The sequence below is a fragment of the Rhodoferax sp. MLSD5-FHT05B10 genome, from assembly GCF_058793415.1.
Window position 1 is genome coordinate 45556 of sequence record NZ_JBXAFT010000009.1, and the last position, 22172, is coordinate 67727.

At 64.8% G+C, this 22172-nt stretch carries 19 protein-coding genes; 7 read left to right on the top strand and 12 right to left on the bottom strand.

Going from position 1 to position 22172, the window contains the following annotated elements; translation table 11 throughout:
* Positions 1 to 96: 96 nt before the first annotated feature.
* From AC1Q5W_RS14165 to AC1Q5W_RS14195, 7 genes are all read right to left on the bottom strand, one after another.
* Positions 97 to 300 (bottom strand): hypothetical protein, encoded by a 204-nt coding sequence (locus AC1Q5W_RS14165; protein WP_492643514.1) that lies wholly within the window; start codon positions 298 to 300, stop codon positions 97 to 99.
* A 67-nt stretch (positions 301 to 367) separates the two neighbouring features.
* The gene (gene bamC, locus AC1Q5W_RS14170) at positions 368 to 1447 is read right to left on the bottom strand and encodes an NlpB/DapX family lipoprotein (protein ID WP_492643513.1); all 1080 of its coding nucleotides are present in this window, start codon (positions 1445 to 1447) and stop codon (positions 368 to 370) included.
* Between the two features lie 27 nt (positions 1448 to 1474).
* Positions 1475 to 2368, bottom strand: coding sequence for a 4-hydroxy-tetrahydrodipicolinate synthase (gene dapA / locus AC1Q5W_RS14175; RefSeq protein WP_492643512.1), 894 nt, complete (start codon positions 2366 to 2368; stop codon positions 1475 to 1477).
* Between the two features lie 33 nt (positions 2369 to 2401).
* Positions 2402 to 2983: a class I SAM-dependent methyltransferase gene (locus AC1Q5W_RS14180; protein WP_492643511.1), complete on the bottom strand. Its 582-nt coding sequence runs from the start codon at positions 2981 to 2983 to the stop codon at positions 2402 to 2404.
* On the bottom strand, positions 2980 to 3819 hold the full coding sequence (locus AC1Q5W_RS14185; RefSeq protein WP_492643510.1) for an SDR family oxidoreductase: 840 nt from the start codon (positions 3817 to 3819) through the stop codon (positions 2980 to 2982). The genes AC1Q5W_RS14180 and AC1Q5W_RS14185 overlap by 4 nt, the downstream gene beginning before the upstream one ends.
* Positions 3820 to 3837: 18 nt before the next feature.
* A complete protein-coding gene (locus AC1Q5W_RS14190) occupies positions 3838 to 3963 on the bottom strand; it encodes a hypothetical protein (protein WP_492643509.1) in 126 nt (41 codons plus the stop codon).
* Positions 3964 to 3967: 4 nt separating this feature from the next.
* Positions 3968 to 5188 carry an MFS transporter gene (locus AC1Q5W_RS14195; RefSeq protein ID WP_492643508.1) on the bottom strand — a complete coding sequence of 407 codons (1221 nt, stop codon included), beginning with the start codon at positions 5186 to 5188 and terminating at the stop codon, positions 3968 to 3970.
* 112 nt (positions 5189 to 5300) lie between these two features.
* On the opposite strand from AC1Q5W_RS14195, the gene AC1Q5W_RS14200 reads away from it, so the two are divergent.
* Both AC1Q5W_RS14200 and parC read left to right on the top strand, forming a co-directional pair.
* Complete coding sequence (locus AC1Q5W_RS14200) at positions 5301 to 7271, top strand: DNA topoisomerase IV subunit B (protein ID WP_492643507.1); 1971 nt, start codon at positions 5301 to 5303, stop codon at positions 7269 to 7271.
* A gap of 64 nt (positions 7272 to 7335) precedes the next feature.
* The gene (gene parC, locus AC1Q5W_RS14205) at positions 7336 to 9717 is read left to right on the top strand and encodes a DNA topoisomerase IV subunit A (protein WP_492643506.1); all 2382 of its coding nucleotides are present in this window, start codon (positions 7336 to 7338) and stop codon (positions 9715 to 9717) included.
* Positions 9718 to 9785: 68 nt separating this feature from the next.
* Here the strand turns inward: parC and AC1Q5W_RS14210 are convergent, their stop codons facing one another.
* Positions 9786 to 10328, bottom strand: a complete 543-nt coding sequence (locus tag AC1Q5W_RS14210) for a hypothetical protein (RefSeq protein WP_492643505.1) — start codon at positions 10326 to 10328, stop codon at positions 9786 to 9788.
* Between the two features lie 77 nt (positions 10329 to 10405).
* On the opposite strand from AC1Q5W_RS14210, the gene AC1Q5W_RS14215 reads away from it, so the two are divergent.
* A complete protein-coding gene (locus AC1Q5W_RS14215) occupies positions 10406 to 11401 on the top strand; it encodes a calcium:cation antiporter family protein (RefSeq protein WP_492643504.1) in 996 nt (331 codons plus the stop codon).
* Here AC1Q5W_RS14215 and AC1Q5W_RS14220 read toward each other — a convergent pair.
* Positions 11395 to 12438, bottom strand: coding sequence for an AraC family transcriptional regulator (locus tag AC1Q5W_RS14220; RefSeq protein ID WP_492643503.1), 1044 nt, complete (start codon positions 12436 to 12438; stop codon positions 11395 to 11397). The two genes, AC1Q5W_RS14215 and AC1Q5W_RS14220, sit on opposite strands and share 7 nt — an antisense overlap.
* A 180-nt stretch (positions 12439 to 12618) precedes the next feature.
* Between AC1Q5W_RS14220 and AC1Q5W_RS14225 the strand changes: the two genes are divergently transcribed.
* Genes AC1Q5W_RS14225 through AC1Q5W_RS14235 form a run of 3 tightly spaced genes read left to right on the top strand, consistent with a single transcriptional unit; the run spans position 12619 to position 15438 of the window.
* Entirely contained in the window at positions 12619 to 13233 is a 615-nt protein-coding gene (locus AC1Q5W_RS14225; protein ID WP_492643502.1) for a DedA family protein, read from the top strand.
* Positions 13230 to 14690 (top strand): pyridoxal phosphate-dependent decarboxylase family protein, encoded by a 1461-nt coding sequence (locus AC1Q5W_RS14230; protein WP_492643501.1) that lies wholly within the window; start codon positions 13230 to 13232, stop codon positions 14688 to 14690. Before AC1Q5W_RS14225 ends, AC1Q5W_RS14230 begins: the two co-directional genes overlap by 4 nt.
* A 16-nt stretch (positions 14691 to 14706) precedes the next feature.
* Positions 14707 to 15438, top strand: coding sequence for a sulfite exporter TauE/SafE family protein (locus AC1Q5W_RS14235; protein WP_492643500.1), 732 nt, complete (start codon positions 14707 to 14709; stop codon positions 15436 to 15438).
* A 42-nt stretch (positions 15439 to 15480) separates the two neighbouring features.
* Here the strand turns inward: AC1Q5W_RS14235 and AC1Q5W_RS14240 are convergent, their stop codons facing one another.
* The 3 genes from AC1Q5W_RS14240 to AC1Q5W_RS14250 are packed head-to-tail and all read right to left on the bottom strand — an operon-like array spanning position 15481 to position 21351.
* Complete coding sequence (locus AC1Q5W_RS14240) at positions 15481 to 16926, bottom strand: efflux transporter outer membrane subunit (RefSeq protein ID WP_492643499.1); 1446 nt, start codon at positions 16924 to 16926, stop codon at positions 15481 to 15483.
* Entirely contained in the window at positions 16919 to 20074 is a 3156-nt protein-coding gene (locus AC1Q5W_RS14245; protein ID WP_492643498.1) for an efflux RND transporter permease subunit, read from the bottom strand. The genes AC1Q5W_RS14240 and AC1Q5W_RS14245 overlap by 8 nt, the downstream gene beginning before the upstream one ends.
* 11 nt (positions 20075 to 20085) lie before the next feature.
* Positions 20086 to 21351 (bottom strand): efflux RND transporter periplasmic adaptor subunit, encoded by a 1266-nt coding sequence (locus AC1Q5W_RS14250; RefSeq protein WP_492643497.1) that lies wholly within the window; start codon positions 21349 to 21351, stop codon positions 20086 to 20088.
* A 166-nt stretch (positions 21352 to 21517) separates the two neighbouring features.
* Between AC1Q5W_RS14250 and AC1Q5W_RS14255 the strand changes: the two genes are divergently transcribed.
* Positions 21518 to 22150 carry a TetR family transcriptional regulator gene (locus AC1Q5W_RS14255; protein WP_492643496.1) on the top strand — a complete coding sequence of 211 codons (633 nt, stop codon included), beginning with the start codon at positions 21518 to 21520 and terminating at the stop codon, positions 22148 to 22150.
* The last annotated feature ends 22 nt before the right edge of the window (positions 22151 to 22172 follow it).

Below are 22172 nucleotides of genomic sequence, written 5' to 3' on the forward strand. Positions count from 1 at the left end.
CGTCCGGGCGGCTTGCTGCCTTGACAATTTCCGGAAATTGTTTCGTTAACTCACTCTAGTTTTTAAAAATGAACAAATCTCTCGTTTTGGCAGCTGTTATCGCTGCTGCTGCCCTGGCTGCTTGCGGTAAAAAAGAAGAAGCTGCTCCCGCACCCGTGGCTGCTCCCGCCGCTGCTGCTCCTGCCGCTGCTCCCGCTGCTGAAGCTGCTGCTTCCGCTCCTGCTGCTGCTCCCGCAGCTGCTGAAGCTCCTGCTGCTGCTCCCGCAGCTGCTGAGCCAGCCAAGAAGTAATTTCTTGCACGCGAAAAAAAACCACCGCAAGGTGGTTTTTTTTCGTCCCAACATCGGGGCGTGTCGCCCCGATGTGGTTATTTCATGTCGTCCGCGATCACTTTGACAATGCGCTGTGCCGTGGCGGATTTCTCAGGCGCCCCCTTGGCGTCCAGAACGGAAACCGTGGTCACGTTCGCCTGGCTGCGCACGGCAATCTGGAACTTCGACGCATCAACCGTCTTGTCGGAGCCACTGAACAGTTTGCTGAAAAATCCGGGCTCGCTGTCGGCCACCAGCGGAACGTATCGCACAAAATAAATGCCCTGCTTGCGGTCCCGGTCTTCCACCGTGAAGCCGGTGCGGTCCAGTGCTAGCCCAACGCGGCGCCACGCGCGCTCGAACCCTTCTTCGATGCGTACTACCGGCTGGCCGTTTTCCGTGGCAATGGCGGTGGTGGACTTGGCCACGCTATTGGCCACGAGGGCCTTGGACTGCTCCTGGGTCATGCCCAGCTTGACCATCAGGCGACGCAAGAACTCGGCTTCCAGTTCAGGGTCGACCGCCCGGGGTTGCCACACCGTGTTTTTATTCTCGGAGGAGGTGTAGACCTCGATCATGCCGCGGTGGCTGATGAAAATTTCGGTGTCGCCGTTGGCGTCGCGCTCCAGGCGGGTGCGGAACTTGTCGCGTTCGGGGGTCGAATAGAGCGAGTCAAAGAGTTTGCCCAGGGCGCTGCGAATGGCATCCTGGGGAATCTTGGCGCGGTTCTCGGCCCAGTCGGTTTCCATGATGCCCAGGCTGCTCTGGTCCATGGCCAGCTGGAAGCCGTTTTCCTGCCAGAAATCCTTTACCGGCTCCCACAGCTTGTCGGCAGGGCGTTTGACGACCAGCCAGCGCTGGTTGCCGGAGCGTTCGATCCGCACATCTCCCACGGACAGGGTTGCCACCGGGGTCTGGGCGGCTGTGGCCTGGTTGGCCTGGTAGCCGGAGGCCGACACTGCGCCATCGACGACGCTGTAGCGGGTCTCCTTGGACAATTGGGTCAGGTCCGGAGGGATGTCCAGCGCCGGTGCCTTGGCGGTACTGCGGTAGTCCACCTTGTCTGTTTCCAGCGCGGAGCAGGCGGATAGCGCAATGGCTGTTGCCAGCAGGCTGACTTTGAAAAATGGGTTCACGGAAATCCTCGAATGGGAAAGGGGGGGTCAGATCAGACCCGTGGACTGCATGACGCGTTCCAGCCCCGGCCGGTTGGCGGGAGTCAGCACGGTCAAGGGCAGGCGCAGGGCTTCTTGGCACAGCCCCATGCGGGCTACCGCCCACTTCACGGGAATTGGGTTGGACTCGACGAACAGGGCCTTGTGCAGCGGCAGCAGCTGCATCTGGATTTCCATGGCGCGCTGCACATTGCCGGCAATGGCGGCCATGCACAGTTCGTGCATCAGGCGCGGTGCCACGTTGGCGGTGACACTCACGTTGCCGTGGCCGCCGCACAGCATCAGGGCCACCGCCGTGGGGTCATCCCCGGAGTAGACCGCAAAGCCCTTGGGAGCTTCCTTGATCAGCCACTGGGCGCGTTCGATGTTGCCCGTGGCCTCCTTGATGCCGACGATGCCGGGCACCTGGGCCAGCCGCATGACCGTGTCGTGCGCCATATCGGCCACCGAGCGTCCCGGCACGTTGTACAGGATGACGGGCAGGTCCACGGCCTCGGCGATCGCCTTGAAGTGCTGGTACTGTCCTTCCTGCGTGGGCTTGTTGTAGTAGGGGACGACCTGCAGCTGGCAATCGGCGCCCACCTTCTTCGCAAAGCGCGCCAGCTCGATGGCCTCTGCCGTGGAGTTGGCGCCGCAGCCGGCCATGATGGGAACGCGCCCCGCAGCCTGCTCCACCGACACGCGGATGATCTCGCAATGCTCTTCCACCGTGACCGTGGGCGACTCGCCGGTGGTGCCGACAACGCCAACGCAGTCGGTCCCTTCGGCGATGTGCCAGTCAATCAGTTTGCGCAGCGCAGGATAGTCCACCGAGCCGTCGTCATGCATCGGGGTGACGAGGGCCACGATGCTGCCCTTGATTTGACCTTGAGGAGAGTTCATGTCGTGTGTCTGTTCAGTAATCGGCCATTTTACCTAGAGTAGGTGTCTGGATTGTTTCTGTGCTGGCGTGTCGCCGGTTCCGGATCGTAGCGCAGCGATGCGCTGGACGAACCGGGGCGGGTTGTCCAGGTAGCCGTTTTCGTACGCCACGATGTCCAGATCCCGGCAAGCCTCCAGGAGTTCCCCGGGGCGCAGCAAAAACTCGGCGCGTGCGGGGCGTCCCACCGTCTCGTTGCCGCTGGCGAAGGTTTCATACAGCAAAACCCCGCCGGGGGCGACGCTGTGCACCAGGGTGTGCAGGAGCGGGCGCCACAGGTAGTTGGTGACCACCACGGCACCGAAGGCGCGCGGGACCTGGCCGGACAGCAGCGGCCAGGGGGCGTTCTCGATATCGGCGTCCACCAGCGTGGCGACACCGGCCAGGTCCTGGACGGCGGCCAGGTTGCGGTCAATGCCGGTCACGGCGTGTCCGCTGCGGGCAAACCAGGCCAGGTGGCGGCCCGACCCGCAGGCCACGTCCAGCACGGTGGTGCCGGGTTGCAGCAGGTGCGACCAGCGCACGATCCACGGCGAGGGTGCGCCCCGGGTGTGCGGGTCTGGCGCAGGGGCGTTCATCGGGGCTTGACCTCGTCTTTCAGCGCCGCCAGCGCCAAGCGGTCCACCATGCGGGGGGCCAGGAGTTTGATCCAGCGGGCCACCTTGCCCTGGGGGGTCATGAGGACCTCGCGCTGGCGCTGCTCCATGCCGGCCAGGATGTGACGGGCGCATTCCTCCACGCCCATGGCCTTGTCCTCCTTGAGGCCGCTGGACCCTGCGGTCTGTCCGGCAGCGTTGAGGCCCCGGGTGCGGATGTTGGTCAGCACTACGCCGGGAAAGGCGGTGGTGACCGTGACCCCCGCGCCCTGCAGCTCGGTGCGCAAGGCGTCGAAGAAGCCGGTCATGGCGAATTTCGAGGTGCTGTAGGCCGTGCGCCCGGGCAGGGCGATCAGCCCGGCCAGCGAGGACACCGCCACGATGCGGCCTCGGCTGGCTTTCAGGTAGGGCAGGGCGGCGTGGGTGCACCACACGCTGCCCCACAGGTTGACGCGCATCAGCTGCTCATACCAGCCCAGATCCTCGGCCTTGACCTCGCTGAACAGGGCCTGGGCGGAAATGCCGGCGTTGTTGATGAGCGTGTCCACGCGACCGAAGGTGCGCACGGTCTGCTCCACCAGCGCACGGCATTGCGCGTGTTCGGACACATCGGTCGGCACCACCAGCACGCGGGCGCCCAACGCCTCGCACTGGGCGGCCACGGCCGCCAGCAGCGCTGCATTGCGGGCCGCCAGCACGAGCGCCACGTTGCTGCCGTGGGTGCGGGCCAGCTGGCGCGCCATTTCCGCGCCGATGCCGTCCGAAGCGCCGGTGATGATGGTGGTGTTGGTCTGCGTAGGCTGGTTGGTGTCCGTCATGGGTGTATGCGCAAGAATTCAGAAACAGGCCCACAGCTGGTTGGCCAGCTGCACCAGGAAATCGGGCCGGGTGTACAGGGCAAACACGCCGGCGAGCACGGCCAGTGCCAGCGCGGCGGCGAACCATTGGCGGCCGGGCTTCATGGTATCAGTGCACGCCCTGCGGCAGGGGGCGGGCAATGGCCCGTTCCTGGACCGGCAGATTCACCAGCGCCGCCATCACGCCCAGCCCGATGGCGATGTACCAGACAATGTCGTAGCTGCCGGTGCGGTCATACAGATAGCCACCCAGCCAGACGCCCAGGAAGGAGCCGATCTGGTGGCTGAAGAACACGAAGCCGCTGAGCATGGACAGGTGCGCCACCCCGAAGATCTGGGCCACCGTGGCGTTGGTCACCGGGACCGTGGACAGCCACAGGAAGCCCATGACGCTGGCAAACACATAGACGCTGGCCGGCGACAGCGGCACCAGCAGGAAGAGGCTGATGGCCACCGAGCGCGCCAGGTAGATGAAGGCCAGGATGTTGCGCTTGGGCAGCCTTTGCCCCAGCACGCCCGCCGCGTAGGTGCCAAACACGTTGAACAGGCCGATCAGGGCCAGCGCATAGCTGGCGACCTGGGGCGACAGGCCCTTGTCGCGCAGGTAGCTCGGCATGTGCACGCCAATGAACACCACCTGGAAGCCGCAGACAAAGTAGCCGGCCATCAGCAGCTGGAAGCTGGGGTACTTGAAGGCTTCGTGCAGGGCCTGAAAGATGGTCTGTTCGCGCTGGTGGTGGGCGCTGCCGGCAAACCCGGGTTCGCGCAGGCCCCAGGCCAGCGGTGCCATCAGCAGGGCGGCCAGTCCCAGCCACACCAGGGCCTGCTGCCAGCCCACGGAGCTGATCAGGAAGCCTTCGGTCGGCACCATCAGGAACTGGCCGAACGAACCGGCTGCCGCGGTGATGCCCATGGCCCAGGAGCGTTTCTCTGCCGGCACATTGCGGCCGATGACGCCGTAGACCACGGCATAGGTGGTTCCCGCCTGGGCCACGCCGATCAGGACGCCGGTGGCCAGGGCGAAGAGCGGGGGGGTGGGGGCGTAGGCCATGCCCACCAGGCCCAGGGCATACAGAACGGCGCCCAGCACGATGACGCGGAAGGCGCCAAACCGGTCGGCCAGCATGCCCGCAAAAATGCCGGAGAAGCCCCAGGCCAGGTTCTGGATGGCAATGGCGAAGGCAAAGTTTTCGCGGTTCCAGCCGTGTGCCTGGGTAATGGGCTGCAGCCACAGACCGAAACCGTGGCGCACGCCCATGGACAGGGTGACGATGGCCGCGCCGCACAGGAGCAGCTGCGTGAGGGAGAGGGGCTTGGGTGACGGATGCATGTGCTTAATGTAGCCAATCCGGCTGTCGACCACGGCCCGTGGGGTTGGTGTCGCAGGGGGTGGCTGGTTATATGTACAGTTAATTCCGTCCATGGGACTACAATGCCGCGCTATGTCTGTCAAACCCAACTCTGAATACTCCGAAGGCTCCATCCGGGTCCTCAAAGGCCTGGAGCCGGTCAAGCAACGTCCGGGCATGTACACCCGCACCGACAACCCGCTGCACGTCATCCAGGAAGTGCTGGACAACGCGGCAGACGAAGCGCTGGGCGGCTACGGCAAGAAGATCAAGGTCACGCTGCACGTCGACGGATCGGTCTCGGTGGAGGACGATGGCCGCGGCATCCCGTTTGGCCTGCACCCGGAAGAAAAGGCGCCGGTGATCGAGCTGGTGTTCACCCGCCTGCACGCCGGCGGCAAGTTCGACAAGGGCACAGGCGGGGCCTACAGCTTCTCCGGCGGCCTGCACGGCGTGGGCGTGAGTGTGACCAACGCTTTGGCCAAGCGGCTGGAGGCCACCAGCTACCGTGAAGGCCAGGTGGCGGGCCTGGTGTTCGAGCACGGCGACGTGACCCAGCCCCTGCAGGCGCGCAAGGCCGCCGAGGGCGACCGCAAGTCCGGCACCACGGTGCGCGTGTGGCCCGAGGCCAAATACTTCGAGTCTGCCGCGCTGCCCATGGGCGAGCTGACCCACCTGCTGCGCTCCAAGGCCGTGCTGATGCCCGGGGTGAGCGTCACCCTGACCGTGGAAAAGACCCGGGAAACCCAGACCTGGCTCTACAAGGGTGGCCTGCGCGACTACCTGATGCAGACGCTCAATGGCGAGCCCGTCATTCCGCTGTTTGATGGCGAGGGCTTTGCCGACGGCCAGAACGACAACTTTGCCGAAGGCGAGGGCGCCGCCTGGTGCGTGGCCTTTACCGAAGACGGCCAGCCGGTGCGCGAGAGCTACGTCAACCTGATTCCCACCAGCGCCGGCGGCACACACGAGAGCGGCCTGCGCGACGGCCTGTTCACCGCCGTCAAAAGCTTCATCGAACTGCACTCGCTGCTGCCCAAGGGCGTGAAGCTCATGCCCGAGGACGTGTTCGCCCGCGCCAGCTACGTGCTGTCCACCAAGGTGCTGGACCCGCAGTTCCAGGGCCAGATCAAGGAACGGCTCAACTCGCGTGACGCGGTGCGCCTGGTGTCCAGCTTTGTGCGCCCGGCGCTGGAGCTGTGGCTGAACCAGCACGTGGAATACGGCAAGAAGCTGGCCGAGCTGGCGATCAAGGCGGCCCAGAGTCGCCAGAAGGCCGGCCAGAAGGTCGAGAAGCGCAAGAGCTCCGGCGTGGCTGTGCTGCCTGGCAAGCTGACCGACTGCGAGAGCCGCGACATTCTGTACAACGAGGTTTTCCTGGTCGAGGGCGACTCCGCCGGCGGCAGCGCCAAGATGGGGCGCGACAAGGAGAACCAGGCCATCTTGCCGCTGCGCGGCAAGGTCCTGAACACCTGGGAGGTGGACCGTGACCGCCTGTTTGCCAACACCGAAATCCATGACATCTCGGTCGCCATCGGCGTGGACCCGCACGGCCCCGACGACACGCCTGATTTGAGTGGCCTGCGCTACGGCAAGGTCTGTATCCTGAGCGATGCCGACGTGGACGGCTCCCACATCCAGGTGCTGTTGCTCACGCTGTTCTTTCGCCACTTTCCCAAGCTCATCGAAACCGGTCACGTGTTTGTGGCCCGTCCGCCGCTGTTCCGCGTCGATGCGCCGGCGCGTGGCAAGAAACCGGCCAGCAAGGCCTATGCGCTGGACGAGGGCGAGCTCACCGCCATCCTAGACAAGCTGCGCAAGGAAGGCGTGCGCGAAGGCGCCTGGACCATCAGCCGCTTCAAAGGTCTGGGCGAAATGAATGCCGAGCAGCTGTGGGATACCACACTCAACCCCGACACCCGCCGCCTGCTGCCGGTGGCGCTGGGGGCCATCGACTTCGGTGCCACCGAGTCCCTGATCACCAAGCTCATGGGCAAGGGCGAGGCCGCCGCCCGGCGCGAGCTGATGGAGTTGCATGGCGACTCTGTCGAATTGGATGTTTAGCTATTGAATTGATAGCTGTTAGCGTAGGCTTCATGCCGGCTGCAGCTTGTTTTTGTCTATAAAAATGACCGACCAACCGATTCTCGACCTTGCCTCCGCTCCCGCGGAAGACGACGGCCAGCTCAACCTGGCCACCTACGCCCAGCGCGCCTACCTGGAGTACGCCCTGTCCGTGGTCAAGGGCCGTGCCCTTCCCGATGTCTGCGACGGCCAGAAGCCCGTGCAACGGCGCATCCTGTACTCCATGTCGCGCATGGGGCTGGGTTTTGGCGGACCCAATGGCAACACCGCAGCCAAGCCGGTGAAAAGCGCCCGCGTCGTGGGTGACGTACTGGGCCGCTTCCACCCCCACGGCGATCAGGCGGCCTACGACGCCCTGGTGCGCATGGCGCAAGATTTTTCGCAGCGCTATCCGCTGATCGACGGCCAGGGCAACTTCGGCTCGCGCGACGGCGACGGTGCCGCTGCCATGCGCTACACCGAGGCGCGGCTGTCCAGGATCACCAGCCTGCTGCTCGACGAAATCGACCAGGGCACGGTGGACTTCCAGCCCAACTACGACGGCTCCACCGAGGAGCCGCGCCAACTGCCGGCGCGCCTGCCCTTCAGCCTGCTCAACGGCGCCAGCGGCATTGCGGTGGGCCTGGCCACCGAAATTCCCAGCCACAACCTGCGCGAGGTGGCCGATGCCTGCGTGGCCCTGATCAAGACCCCGGCGCTGACGGATGACGCCCTGGCGGCGCTCATCCCCGGCCCCGACTTTCCGGGCGGCGGCCAGATCATCAGTTCGGCCAGCGACATTGCCGATGCCTACCGCACCGGGCGCGGCTCGCTCAAGGTGCGCGCCCGCTGGAAGATCGAAGACCTGGCCCGCGGCCAGTGGCAGCTGGTGGTCACCGAACTGCCGCCGGGTGTCAGCAGCCAGCGCGTGCTGGAAGAAATCGAGGAGCTGACCAACCCCAAGGTCAAGGCCGGCAAGAAGGCGCTGAGCCAGGACCAGACCCAGCTCAAGGCCAGCATTCTCTCGGTGCTGGACGTGGTGCGCGACGAGTCCAACAAGGACGCGCCGGTGCGCCTGGTGTTCGAGCCCAAGACCAGCCGCATCGAACAGCAGGAGCTGATCACCGCGCTCTTGGCCCACACCAGCCTGGAAACGTCTTCGCCCATCAACCTGACCATGATCGGGCTGGACGGCCGGCCCGTCCAGAAATCCCTGCGCCAGATGCTGCAGGAATGGATTGCGTTTCGCCAGAGCACCATCGAGAAGCGCTCGCAGCACCGACTAAGCAAGGTGCTGGACCGCATCCACATCCTCGAAGGCCGCCAGACGGTGTTGCTCAATATCGACGAGGTGATTGCCATCATCCGCCAGTCGGACGAGCCCAAGGCGGCGCTGATCGCACGCTTCAACCTGAGCGACCGCCAGGCCGAGGACATCCTGGAAATCCGCCTGCGCCAACTGGCGCGGCTGGAAGCCATCAAGATCGAACAGGAACTGGCCGAACTGCGGGGCGAGCAGGGCAAGCTGGAAGAAATCCTGGCCAGCCCGGCCGCGCTGCGCCGCCTGATGGTCAAGGAGATCGAGGCGGACGCCAAGACCTTTGCCGATCCGCGCCGCACCCTGATCCAGGCCGAGAAAAAAGCCGTGGCCGAGGTCAAGGTGGTGGACGAGCCCGTCACAGTGGTGGTCAGCCAGAAAGGCTGGGTGCGCGCGCGCACCGGCCATGGCCACGAGGCGTCCAGCTTTGCCTTCAAGGCCGGTGACGGCCTGTACGGCACGTTTGAGTGCCGCAGTGTCGACACCTTGCTGGTGTTTGGCTCCAATGGACGGGTGTACTCCATCGACGTGTCCCTGTTGCCCGGCGGGCGCGGTGATGGCCAGCCCGTCACCACCCTGCTGGAACTCGAAGCCGGAACCCAGTTGCTGTACTACTTTGCCGGGCCGGCGGCCGCCACGCTGTTGCTCAGCAGCAGTGCCGGCTATGGCTTCCTGGCCACGGTGGAGAACATGGTCTCGCGCCAGAAGGCAGGCAAGGCCTTTGTCACGGTCAACGCGGGCGAAACCCTGTGCTGCCCCTCGCTGGTGGCGGGCGCCCAGGGCAAGGTCGTCACACCGGGCACGCCGGCCGCGCTGGTGGCGCCTGCTACGCACGTGGCCTGTGCCTCCACTGGCGGCCGCATCCTGACCTTCGCGATCACGGAACTCAAGCCGCAAGCCAAGGGCGGGCGCGGCCTGATGCTGATCGACCTGGAAGCCAAGGACACCCTGGCCGGTGCAGCGGCCTACACCCGCAGCGTGCGCATTGCCGGCATAGGCCGTGGCGGCAAGGATCGGGAGGAGACGCTGGAAATCCGCAGCCTGAACAATGCCCGCGCCGCCCGTGCCCGCAAGGGCAAGGCGGCAGACCTGGGCTTCAAACCCAACAGCGTGACGCGGGTGGAGTAGGGCTTTTTACTGGCCCCATACAGTTGCAACCCCCGTATCGATTGCGTGGGTTGCTCCTGATTTGATAGTCAGAAAAGCTCCCACTCCCGCTCGAACGAGGTGGCCACTGCTCCAAAATCGCCCATGATCTTGCCCCAGTCGTAGCCGCGGTGGCTGCCGAGGTACTCAAAAAATGAGGAGGTCGGGTCGTTCAGGAGAATGGCCAGGGCGTAGCCGCCGATGTTGTCGCTGAGCTTGATCATTGCGTCGTACTTGGTGCCCGTTGCCAGGGCGTCGTCGATGACGACCGGGGCGGCGTCGAAGTAGATGCTGGGCAGTTCCCGGCGCAGGCTGACGCCAAAGTCGGCCTTGAAGGCGGCCCGGGCTTCGGCAAAGCTGCGCAGGTCGGCAAAATGCCCGTAGGGGTGCATCTCGAAGAACTCGCCCAGCGGCGGCATGATCTCCTGCTCGACTGCCGCATCAAATGCCGCGTCGACGGTCTGCCGGTCCCCTTTCTTCAGGCGCACGCGGACAATCAGCGCCTCCGAGATGCCGGAAAATCCCTCCGCCTGGAAATGGCGAACGATGCGTTCGGCGGTTTCATTGGCGGGCAGTGCGGCGGGGCTTGGCATGGGGACTTTCTTTCGCAAAAAGGGGCAGTTTACATAAAGTATCCTCCACCCATGTCCAATTCAGCCGGTTGTTTTCAGTGCGCAGCGTAGAGAAGCAGTTTCTGGTGTATTTCTCCAACCCGCTGGCACTGCTGGGCCTGTTTGTGGCGGCGTCCATCCTGATGATCTGGCGCCTGCGCGCGATCGAAAACAAGGGCTTTGAAGGCACCGTGCTGGGGACGCTGATCATGCCCTACTGCTCGGGGTTCGCGAACCTGATCTTCGCCTACGTAATGAGCCGTTCCGCGGGCAACGGCCGGCAGGTCATCGAGAACTGCATCGTCAACAACGTCACCAACCTGACGCTCATCCTGGGGCTCTCGGCCATTTTCTGCAGCTCGGCCATTGCTCCCCGGAAGACCGCCGGCGGCAAGAAGAAAAAACAGGACGACGTCTACCGTCTGTACCGGCTCGATCTCCTGTTTACCCTGGTTGCCCTGTTCCTGTTCACCGGGACCCTGTGGGCGCTGGGCAAGGACAAGGTCATCGATCTGTATGACGGATTGGTGCTGGTGGGGCTGTTCCTGTTCTGGCAAATCCTGCACGTGTTTGAAATCCTCAAGAACAACGTGCGCAAGAACCGGAGCTTCCACTGGTCGATTGCCATCGACCTGGTGCTGATTGCCGTGAGCGCCTACGGCATCTACCTGAGCATCGACCACCTTGTTACCTGGATCGGCCACGCCGACGGCAAGGTGCTGAATTCAGGGAACCTGGGCTGGCTCAGCGGCGTGCTGATGGTGTTGCCCAATGCCTTCATTGCGCTGTACTACGGGTATGTGGGGCGGCAGGACATCGTGGTTAGTTCGCAGATTGGCGACAGCCACATCTGCATTCCCATGTGCATCGGGCTGTTTGCCCTGTTCGACACGATTGATATTCCCGGCTATTTCCAGATGGGCGTCTTCATCATTCTGGGCGCCGCCGCAGTCCATTTCCTGTCTATCGCCCTGCTGGGGCGGTTGCCCCGCGTGCTGGGCGCGGCGCTGGTCGCCGGCTACGGGCTCTTCCTGTACCTGGGAATCGTTCAGTAGCGAAGCGGGGCCGCCGGGTCTGGCGCTGCCTGCTGCCTTTGCCGCAGTTCCCGGGGGCTGCAGCCAAACCACCGGTGGCAGCTGCGCGTGAGGACCGAATGCTCGCAATAACCCACCATGAGCGCAATGTGGGCCAGACTTGGTTTGGTCGATTGCAGCAGCAGTTCCAGAAAGCGGTCGCGTCGCACGGCGTCGAGCAGCGTGTCAAAACGCTGGCCTTCCCGCTGCAGTCGGCGCTGCAGGGTCTTGGGGTGCAGGGATAGTGCGGCCGCAATGTCGGTCTGGTTCACGCGACCCATGGCCATCAGCTGGCGCAGCAGGGTACGCACCCGATCCGATACCAGGTTGTGCGACGTGCCGAAGTGCTGCTCGATGTAGCTTTGCGCCATGTGCATCAGGAGCGCGTTCCTGCCGGGGAGCGCCGTGTCGAGCTCCGCCGTGGCAATGCGCACCGCGGCGAAAGCGGTATCGAAACGGCATTCGCAATCCAGGTACCTGGCGTAGTGCGCGCTGGAGCCCATGCGGGCGTGGGGAATCAATACCTGTTGGGGGCGGAGCTGGTTGTTGGTGAGCCAGCGCAGGACGTTCAGGACTCCCAGGAGCACGAACTCCGTTGCCTGTGCGCAGGCCGTCAAGGTGCCGTCGTTGACGATGACGGTCACGTCCACCAGATGGGGCTGGTCGGGCACGGGAACCAGGGAGGTGCGCATCACCGGGCTGAAGATGTGGCTGTATTGCGCCCCCAGGGAGAGGGCGGCCTTCAGGGTCTCGGCGTGCCGCATCAGCAGGGTCAGGGGGCCTTCCAGGAAGGCGGTCTGGTGCTGGGCCAGCTTCAGGCCAAAGTCAGGGCATTTTCCCGCCTGCGCCGTGTTTTCCAGCAAGCGGATAAAGGCCTGGTAGGCGATGAAATTGTCGGTCTCGATCAGGTTGCGGATCGACAGGTTCACCTTGCGCAACTCGGCCAGCGGATCCCTTCCAATGGACCGGGCGGCTGTTTCATAGCCCTGCAAGGCAGCGGCGCGTATCAATGTGGTCATGGAGGGCGTGTTTTTCCGTTGGATCAGGGCTTACCCGAATGTCCTTGAAAGTCAAATCATAGTCCTTCATTGTCAAGTTTTGCATGCGCAAACACCGCACCATCCGGGAAGTGGTCGGGTCAACGCCGCAGCTTGGCGTGTGCAGTGCCCGGTGGACCTTTTTGAGAAACGGAAAACTCCATGATGGAATCGGTCTGGCCCTTTGTGCAATCGTTGCAGGGCATGCCTGCGTATGGCGTGATGTTCGCTTTGTTGTTCGGTTGCGGCATCGGTTTGCCGATGAATGAGGACATTGTGTTGCTGGCCGCCAGCGCCCTCACGCTTAAGGGGGTGATGGAACCGGTGCCATTGATGGTGGTGGCCTGGTTTGGCCTGTTGGGCGGCGATGCGCTGGTGTTTCACTGGGGACACCGTTTTGGCGCCGGCCTGCTGCGCCATCCTTTTCTGGCGCGCATCATGCCGCCCCACAAGCTTGAAGCCATGCAGGCCACGATGCACCGCTATGGGCCGGCCTACATTTTTGTCGTGCGGTTTTTGCCTGGCATTCGCACCGCCCTGTTCCTGGCTGCGGGCTCGCTCAAGATGCCTTACCGCCACCTGTTCGTCTACGACGGTCTGGCCGCGCTGATCGAGCTGCCGCTGCTGGTGTATGGCGTGCGCTATGTGGGAGGGCGTTGGGAGGAAATCCTGGCCCTGGTGCACCAGTTTCAGGGCTTTATCGTACCCGCCCTCATTGGGGGGCTGCTGGCGCTGTGGCTCTACCGCCGATTCAAACCCAAAGGAAATACACCATGAACACCAAGATGGCTCTGCCCAGCCAAGGTCGTCCCCAGGCGGACGTGCTGGCTGAACTCAAGACCTACGCCAGCGACGACCCCCATTACAAAGAGGGGCGCCTGTGGAGTCTGGTGTACTACCTGAACGAGGAATACGCCCATTTCCTGGGCGAGGCCTACCAGGAGTTTTCCAGCGCCAACGGCCTCAACCCCACGGCGTTCAAGAGTCTCAAGCGGTTCGAGAACGACATCATTGCCAGCGTGGCTGACCTGTTGCACGGGACACCCGAAGTGTGCGGTGTGGTCACTTCGGGCGGCACCGAAAGTTGTCTGCTGGCCGTCAAGACCTACCGCGATCTGGCCCGCACGCGTGGCGTTACCCGCCCTGAGATGGTGCTGCCGGTCACCGCGCATGTGGCCTGGTTCAAGGCCTCCGAATATTTTGGCGTGAAAGTGCGCCGGCTGCCGTTGGACAAGAGCCTGCGTGCCGATGTGAAGAAACTGGCGCGTCTGTGCAACCGCAATACGGTCATGATTCTGGGCTCCGCCCCCGAGTACCCGCACGGAACCATAGACCCCATCGAAGCCTTGGGCGCCATTGCGCTCAAGCGCAGGATACCCCTGCATGTGGATGCCTGCGTGGGTGGGTTCATCCTGCCGTTCATGGAGATGAACGGGCGCCCGCTGCCGCTGTGGGACTACCGCGTGCCCGGTGTGACCAGTATCTCTGCCGACATCCACAAATACGGTTTTGCCTCCAAGGGGGCGTCTACCATCACCTACCGCAATCTCGACTACCTCAAGCACCAGATGTTTGTGTACGAGGATTGGCCTGGCGGCGTGTTTGCTTCCCCCGCCTTGCTGGGAACGCGCCCCGGCGGCGCCTATGCGGCCGCGTGGGCTGCCATGCAGCACTTTGGCAAGAGCGGCTACCGTGATCTGGCGCAGCGCACCACGCAGGCTTTTGACAAGATGAAGCAGGGCGTTCAAGCCATTCCCGAGCTGTATGTGATGGGAGATCCCACAGGGCCGCTGCTGGGCTACGGGTCTGCGGACCCCGGGGTCAACATCTTTGCCGTGGGCGACCAGATGGATGCCAAGGGCTGGAAGGTCAACCGCCTGCAAAGGCCGGACGGCCTGCACGCCATGATCACCGCCAGCCACCTGGAGGTGATGGATGCCTATCTGAGCGACCTGCGCGAAGCGGTGGCGACCGTCAAGGCCCACCCGGAACTGGCACAGAGCGGCAGCGCGGCGACCTACGGCATGATGAGCCACATCCCCTTGCGCGGCATGGTGCGCAAGAAGGTGCTCGACATGTTTGCCCAGATGTACCAGGCGGGCGGGCAGGATATGGACCTGCATGGCGGCCATGCTCACGCGCCGGAACCGGGTCTGAAGGGCCAGATGAACGCCGTGGTGGAGCGTCTGGCGCAGTGGTACGTCGCCCGGCAGCAGAAGAAAACGCTTCGTTGAGCCACTCTGGGCGCACATGGATTGGACCTGGATCAGCTTGGGGGCGTTCATCCTGTGTGGATTTACGCTCGAAGTCATCAGCGGTTTTGGTGGCACGGTGATCGCTCTGGCGCTGGGTGCGCTGGTGCTGCCCATCGCCACGCTGGTGCCGGTTCTGGTGCCTTTGTCCATGACCCTGGGTCTGGCCATGGCGTGGCGCCACCGTGGCCACATCGACCGTCACCTGCTGCTGCGCGTGGTGTTGCCCGGCATGGCTGCGGGAACCGTGCTGGGTTATGGCCTCAAGCCCTGGCTGAACGAGTCGCTGATGCGCCAGGTGTTTGGCGTGCTTATTGTGTGGTTTGCGGCGCGCGCGCTGTGGCGCAACCACCATGCTGCGCCTCTCACCACGCGCCCAGTCTGGCTGACCCAGGCGCTGATCACGCAGGCCGGCATCACCCATGGTCTGTTTGCCTCGGGCGGCCCCTTGCTGGTGTACGCCCTGTCGGGGTTGCCCTTGAACAAGGCGCGCTTTCGCATGACCCTGATTGTGGTGTGGCTGGCGCTCGACAGTGGCCTGACCCTGGCGTTCTGGCTCGATGGCCGGCTGGGCCGTGCCCTGCCCATGGTGGGGGCCTATTTGCCGGTCATCGGAGTCGGCTGGTGGCTGGGGGAATGGTTGCACCACCGTGTCAGCGAAGCGCGCTTTCGCACTTTGACCGCGGTGGTGCTGCTGGTGACCGGCTGCCTGCTGGTGTGGCCCCGGTAGCGGGGCGGCATTTGCGCAAGCGAGCCGGTCTACTTACCGCCGTTAAGGGGTTGCCGTGGCCTCTTTCCAGCCGCCACCCAGCACCTTGTACAGCGTCACCAGGTTCTGCACCTGCTGCACCTGCACCTGCACCAGGGCCTGCTGCGCCGCAAACAGCGAACGCTGGGCGTCCAGCACCTCAAAGGAGTTGGCTGCACCAGCCTTGAAGCGCAGGTCTGTCAGCTGCATGCGCGTTTTTTCGGCGTCCAGCTGCGCGGTCTGGGCGCGCAGCTGCTCGTCCAGTGTGGCGCGGCCGGCCAGGGCGTCGGAGACTTCCTTGAAGCCGGTCTGGATGGCTTTCTCGTACTGGGCCACCGCAATGTCGCGGCTGACCTTGGCGGCGTCGAGGTTGGCGCGGTTGCGTCCGGCATCAAAAATGGGCACCAGCAACTGGGGCGCAAAGGTCCAGGCCGAGGTATCAGTGGTGAACAGCTTGTCGAGGTCGCTGCTGGCCACGCCCACGCTGCCGGTGAGGGTGATGCGCGGGAAGAAGGCGGCCCGGGCCGCGCCGATGTTGGCGTTGTAGGCCAGCAGCTGCTGTTCGGCCTGCCGCACGTCGGGGCGGCGCACCAGCAGCTCGGAGGGCACACCGGCTGGCAGGTCGGGCAGCAGGTTCTGGCCCGTCAGGGCCAGGCTGGCGGGCAGGTCGGCCGGCAGTGGCTGGCCCACCAGCAGCACCAGGGCATTTTCGTCCTGTGCACGCTGACGGGTGAGCTGGGCCAGCGAGGCCTTGGCGCTTTCCAGCAGGGACTGCGCCTGGCTGAGGTCCAGTTTGGAGGCCGCGTCGTTGTCGAACTTGAGCTGGGTGAGCCTGAGCGACTCCTGGCGCGTGGCCAGCGTCTCGCGCGTGACCCGCAGCAGCTCGTCGTCGGCCAGCAGGTTCAGGTAGGTGTTGGCGACCGAGGCGATCAGCGCAATCTGTACCGTCTTGCGCGCTTCCTCGGTGCTCAGCAGCTGCGCCTGCGCGGCCTGGCTCAGGGCCCGGACCCGGCCGAAGAGGTCCAGCTCGTAGGCGGTGACGCTCAAACCGGCCGTGAAGGTGCTGCCCACGGCTCCCGAGGCCGTGGCGCCGCGCGAGCCGGTGATGCCGGCATTCACGGTGGGCAGCAGGTCGGCCCGGGCCACCTGCAGCTTGGCGCGGGTTTGCTCAATCGTGAGCACCGCCACGCGGAGGTCGCGGTTGGCCTGCAGGGACAGCTCGATCAGGCGTTTGAGGCGGGCGTCCCGGAAGAAGTCCTGCCAGTCGATATCGGCTGCCACCCGGGGCGCGCTCGCGGCTGCCGTTTGGGCGGTGGCCGGCGCGTTGGCAAAGCTGCCGGCCACGGGTGCTGGCGGGCGTTCATAGCTGGGGATGAAGCTGCAGCCGGCCAGCCACAGGGCGGCAGCCAGGGTGCTCAGGCGCAGCAGGGGCTGCGAGGGCTGCGGGTGGTGCATGCGCAGGTCATTCATGGGTGTCGACTCCTATCTGGTGACCGTGCTCGGCATCAAACTGGTGCTGGCGTTCGCTGCCCTTGAAAAAGCTGCGCACCACCACGAAAAAGATCGGGACAAACAAGACGGCCAGCACGGTGCCCACCAGGCTGCCGCCGATGACGCCGGTGCCGATGGCGCGCTGGCTGGCCGAGCCCGCGCCGCTGGCTATGGCCAGTGGCAGCACGCCCAGCATGAAGGCCATGGAGGTCATCAGGATGGGGCGAAAGCGCATGTGCGCGGCCGCCAGCGCCGACTCGATGACGCCCTTGCCCTGGGCCTGCAGGTCCTTTGCGAACTCGATGATCAGGATGGCGTTCTTGGCCGACAGGCCGATGATGGTGATCAGGCCCACCTGGAAGTACACGTCGTTGGCATAGCCGCGCAGCACCGTGGCCAGCAGCACGCCCAGCACGCCCAGGGGCACCACCAGAATCACCGCCAGCGGGATGGACCAGCTCTCGTACAGCGCCGCCAGGCACAGGAACACCGCCAGAATGGCAAAGCCGTACAGCACCATGGCTTGCGAGCCCGCCAGTTTTTCCTCGCGGGACTGGCCGGTCCACTCGAAGGCGAAGCCCTCGGGCAGCTGGGCAGCCAGTTTTTCCATTTCGTCCATGGCCGCGCCCGAGCTGTAGCCCGGAGCCGCCGAGCCGCCGATGCGCATGGCCGGGTAGCCGTTGTAGCGCACCGTCTGCATGGCTCCCTTGACCCAGCGCGTGCTGGCAAAGGCGGACAGCGGCACCGGCTTGCCCTGGGCGTTGGCGGTGGTCAGCTGCAGGATGTGCTCGGGTTGCATGCGCGACATGGCGTCGGCCTGCACCACTACGCGCTGCAGGCGACCCTGGTTCGGGAAGTCGTTGATGTAGGCCGAGCCCAGCGCCGTGGAGATGGTGGCGTTGATGGAATCAAAACCCACCCCCAGGGCACTGGCCTTGTCGCGGTCAATGTCGATCTGCAGCTGCGATGCATCTTCCAGCCCGTCCGGACGAACCTGGGTAAGCAGCTTGCTCTTGGAGGCCATGCCCAGCAACTGGTTGCGTGCGGCCACCAGGGCGTCGTGGCCCTTGCCGCCGCGGTCCTGCAGACGGAAGGTGAAGCCTGAGGCCGTGCCCAGTTCGGGAATGGGTGGCGGGCTCAGGGGGAAGATGAACGCGTCGCGAATCCCCATGAGGGCGCCAAAGGCGCGCCCTGCAAGGGACTGGGCGGAGTGCTCTTCGCCCTTGCGCTCGGACCAGTCCTTGAGGGTCACAAAAGCCAGTGCGGCATTCTGTCCCTGGCCGGAGAAGCTGAAGCCCAGCACGCTCACCATGTTTTGCACTTCGGGCTGCTTGAGGATGAAGCCTTCCACCTGCTGCATCACATTGAGCGTGCGCTCCTGGGTGGCGCCGGGCGGCAGTTGCACGTTGACCAGCATGGTGCCCTGGTCTTCATTGGGCAGGAAGGAGGTGGGCAGACGCAGGTAGAACACCACCACCGCCGCAATGATGGCCACGTAGATGATGAGATAGCGGCCGGCTCGCTTGAGCAGGCGGGCCACAAAGCCCTCGTAGTTCTTGGCCGTGCGGGAGAAGCCGCGGTTGAACCAGCCGAAGAAGCCGCTCTTGGCGTGGTGGTGGCCGGCTTCCACCGGCTTGAGCAGGGTGGCGCACAAGGCCGGGGTGAGCGACAGCGCCATGAAGGCCGAGAAGCCGATGGAGCTGACCATCACCGCCGAGAACTGGCGGTAGATGTTGCCGACCGAGCCCTTGAAGAAGGCCAGCGGCACAAACACCGCAATCAGCACCACGGTCACGCCGACGATGGCGCCCGAGATCTGGCCCATGGCCTTGCGCGTGGCCTGCAGCGGTGGCAGGCCTTCCTCGCTCATGATGCGCTCCACGTTTTCCACCACCACGATGGCATCGTCCACCACGATGCCGATCACCAGCACCATGCCGAACATGGTCAGCACGTTGATGGAAAAGCCCAGTGCCAGCATGGTGGCGAAGGTGCCCATCAGTGCTACCGGCACCACGATGGTGGGGATGATGGTGTAGCGGAAGTTCTGCAGGAACAGGAACATCACCAGGAACACCAGGATGATGGCCTCCACCAGGGTCTCTGCCACCTGGCTGATGGAAATCTTCACGAAGCGCGAGCTGTCGTAGGGAATGGTCCACTTCACGCCCTTGGGAAAGTAGGGCTGCAGTTGTTCCATGCGTTGGCGCACGGCCTGGGCGGCCGCCAGGGCGTTGCCGCTGGGCGCCAGCTGAACGCCGATGCCGGTGGCGGGCTGCCCGTTCAGGCGTGCCGAGGTGGCGAAGGACTGGGCGCCCAGCTCGATGCGCGCCACGTCCTTCAGGCGCACAGCCGAGCCGTCGGCATTGGCCCGCAGCACGATGTTGCCGAACTGCGCTTCGCTGCTGAGCTGGCCGTTCACCACCACGGTGGCCGAAATGCCCTGGCCGGTGATGTTGGGCAGATCACCAATGGCGCCGGAGGAGACCTGCGCGTTTTGCGCCTTGATGGCGTTGTTCACATCGGCGGCGGACAGGTTGTAGCCGGTGAGTTTGGCGGGGTCGATCCAGATGCGCATGGCGCGCTCGGTGCCGAACAGCTGGGCCTGGCCGATGCCGGGCAGGCGCTGGATTTCAGGCAGCACGTTGCGCGAAGCGTAGTCACCCAGTGCCACCACGTCGAAGTCGGGGTTGTCCGACGACAGCATGGTGAACAGCAGGAAGTTGGAACGCGACTTGTCCACCCGCACGCCCTGCTGCGTCACTGCGGCCGGCAGGCGGGGGGTGGCCCGCGACAGGCGGTTCTGCACGTCGACCTGCGCCAGGTCGGGGTTGGTGCCGGGCTCGAAGCTGACGGTGATGGTGCCGGTGCCGTTGGCTTGCGCCACCGATTCCATGTAGATCATGCCGGGCGAGCCGTTCATTTCGCGCTCGATCACGGAGAGCACGCTGTCCTCCAGCGTCTGGGCCGAGGCGCCAGGGTAGCCGGCCGTGATCACGATGGACGGCGGCGCCACCGGCGGGTACTGTGACACGGGCAGCTGCGTGATCGCAACGCTGCCCATCACCAGGATGAAGAGTGCAATGACCCAGGCAAAGATGGGCCGGTTGATGAAGAACTGGGCCATGGACGTGCCCCTTATTTGGTGGCCGAGGCCGTGGCGGCGGGAGCCGAGGCTGCTGGAGCTGCAGGCGCTGCTGCGTCGGCGGCCGCGCCAGCACCCTTCCAGGGCACGGCCTTGACCGGCGCGCCGGGCACCATCATTTTCTGGAAGCCGTCCACGATGACCTGGTCACCGGGCTTGAGCCCGTCCAGGATCACCCACTGGCTGTCCTGCGCGTTGCCGACCTTGACCGGGCGGGGGCCGGGCTTGCCATCGGCACCGACGACCAGCACGGTGTCCCCCTGATTGGTGCGGGTGACCGCCTGCTGCGGCAGCAGCACGCCCGAAGGCAGTTCGGCCTGCGACAGGCGCACGCGCACGTACTGGCCCGGCAGCAGCAGGCCGTCGGGGTTGGCTACTTCGGCGCGCAGCGTGATCTGGCCCGAGGTGGCATCCACCGTCAGGTCGGAAAACAGCAGCTTGCCGGGCTTGGGCAGCTCGGTACCGTCCTCCAGCACAATGCGCACGGGCACCGAGCCGTCGCCTGCGCTGCGCAGTTGCTTGGAGGCAATGGCCTTGCGCAGGCGCAGCACGTCGGTGCTGGACTGGGTGAAGTTCACGTACACGGTGCCGGTTTGCTGGATGACGGCGAGCTGGGTGGCTTCGGTCTGGCTCACCAGGGCGCCCTCGGTCACCAGCGACTGGCCGATGCGTCCGGAAATGGGGGCCGTGACGGTGGCGTAGTCGAGGTTGATGCGGGCGGTCTGCACGGCGGCCTTGGCGGTGGCCAGGTCGGCTTCGGCCTGCTTCTGCGTGGTGACCAGCGTCGCGTATTCCTGCTTGCTGATGGCGTTGGCTTCCACCAGCGGCTTGTAGCGCTCCACCTGGGCCGTTGCCTGGGTCAGATTGGCCTGGCCTTTGACGACGCTGGCCTGGGCGCTTTCCAGAGCAGCCTGGTACGGTGCGGCGTCAATCCGGTACAGCACCTGCCCGGCCTTGACTTCGCTGCCTTCACGGAACAGCCGTTGCTGCACCACACCGGTGACGCGCGCACGTACCTGGGCCACGCGCACCGGGCTCACGCGCCCGGGCAACTCGGTCTGCAGTGCCACCGACTGGGGCGCCACGGTGACCACGCCCACCTCGGCGGGCGGCATGCCGCCGGGACCGGCGGCAGGGGTGCCGTCCTTGGCGCCGCAGGCAACCAGGATCGCGGCCAGCGGCAGCAGGGCCAGCAAGGCCGGGCGGTGAAAGAGGGCGGTGCGGCCTTGGAAATCAGCAACAGAATGGGTTGAGGACATGGAAAATCCTTGTGACAGGGAGAGGGATGACCGGGGTGCCGAAAGCGGTCGTGTTGCGCCAGTCTAGGGGAGTGCAACAAAAACTGCTGGCAATTGCAAATTTCTGAATTAGTATACATACATCGTTGAATGTATGTTGTAAACCCTTCGTAAATCCAAGCCCATCATGGTCCGCCGTACCAAAGAAGACGCCTTGCTGACCCGCGACCAGATTCTGGACGCCGCCGAGCGCGTGTTCCAGCGTCGCGGGGTGTCGCGCACCTCGCTGCAGGAGATTGCCCAGGATGCCGGCCTCACGCGGGGCGCCATCTACTGGCATTTCCAGAACAAGGCCGATGTGTTTGACGCCATGCTGCAGCGCGTGACCCTGCCCATGGTGGCCAGTCTCAACAGATCCCCTGAGGAAGAGGCCGCAAATCCGTTGCAGCACCTGTGCCGCAACGTTGCCACGGCTTTCCACCAGACCGTGCACGACCAGCAGGTGCAAAGGGTGTTTGAAATCGCGTCCCACAAGGTCGAGTACGTGGACGAGTTGCTGGCCCTGCGCGTGCGTCACATATCCGAGCGCGATGAGTGCATGGACGACCTGCACCGCCTGTTGTCGCTGGCGGTGGACAGCGGGCAATTGCCCAAAAGCATTTCCGTGCGCCCAGCGGCCATCGGACTGCACGCGCTCATCGACGGCCTGATGCATAACTGGCTGCTGGACCCCAAGGCCTTTGACCTGGAGGTGGTCGGCGCGCAGGCGCTGGATGCCTACCTGGCTGGGCTGTCACTGCCGCGGGTCGGGCGCACCTAAAACAGCTATATTGGCCGGCAAC